The organism is Pseudomonas sp. P20, from assembly GCF_016463925.1.
Lineage (GTDB): Bacteria > Pseudomonadota > Gammaproteobacteria > Pseudomonadales > Pseudomonadaceae > Pseudomonas > Pseudomonas aeruginosa.
On sequence record NZ_JAEMVM010000069.1, the window covers coordinates 1 to 1,155 of the forward strand.

Consider the following 1,155-nt stretch of genomic DNA (forward strand, 5'->3'; position numbering starts at 1 on the left):
CGAGTACGACCGCGAGCGCGCCGACCATGCTCGAGGCTTGCTTGACCGAGTGCTGCACAGTGACCTTTTCGACACCATGATCAGCAGGCAGTCGTTCGGACTGCTCTGGCTCAACCCGCCTTATGGCGACCTGGTGGCGGACCACTCCGGTGCGTCGCAGTACCAGGGCAGCGGCCGCAGGCGTCTGGAGAAAGCGTTCTACCAGCGCTGCCTGCCGTTGCTGCAGTACGGCGGCGTCATGGTCCTGATTGTTCCTCACTACGTCTTGGACGATGAGCTGACCGGTTGGTTGAGCAACCACTTCACCGGCCTGCGCATCTACGCAGCCGCGGATCCTACCTTCAAACAGGTGGTGATCTTCGGCATCCGGGTCCGTCGACAGGACCTGGCCCGGGCGGACGCCAATCAGGTGAGGTCTCGCCTGCAGGCGATCGGCGCGGGCCAGGAAAAGGCCGAGGAAATTCCAGCGGCTTGGCCGTGGGAACCCTATGTGGTTCTGCCGGCCACCAGCGAGCTGGAGCACTTCTATCGAGTAACCCTGGAGCCGGAGCAGTTCGCCGGCGAGATCCAGCGGCTGCGAGGTCTCTGGCCTGACTTCAACCTGCACTTCGCGCAAGCGGGGCTGCAGCCCCGCCCACCAGTCCGCGAGCTGTCTCGCTGGCACCTGGCCCTGGCCTTGGCCGCCGGCGCGATTTCCGGCGTCGTGCGCTCGAAGTCGGGCCGGATCCTGGTCGTGAAGGGTGACACCTACAAGGACAAGGCCCGCAAGACCGAATTCACCGAAGACGAAGACGGCAACATCACCGAGGTGAGGATCCTCACAGACCGTTTCATCCCGATCATCCGGGCATGGGAAATGACACCCTCCTCGGTCAATCAGGGCCGCGTGCTGACCATCAGCTCGTCGGCTGCGACCACGGAAGAGGCTGAAGAGCCCCAACCTGAGCCGGCCCCCGAACCGCTGCTGTTCAGCCCTGGCCAAGTCGTAATGACCGCTGCCGTGAGCCACCTGGTGGAAACCGGTCAACTCAACCCAGCGCCTTTGCTGAACCGCCATCTGGCGGGAGATTGGGGGACGCTGGACCAGGAAGACTGGAACACCAACCAGAGAGCCCTGAAGTTCGGCGATAGGCTGCTGTCGTCCTACGACATCGA

The 1,155-nt window shown here is 63.6% G+C and carries 1 protein-coding gene; it reads left to right on the forward strand.

Annotated elements, in window-relative coordinates; all coding sequences use genetic code 11:
• Positions 1-1,155: DUF6094 domain-containing protein (locus tag JHD77_RS31475; protein WP_233412013.1), on the forward strand; the 1,155-nt coding region annotated here is incomplete at both ends.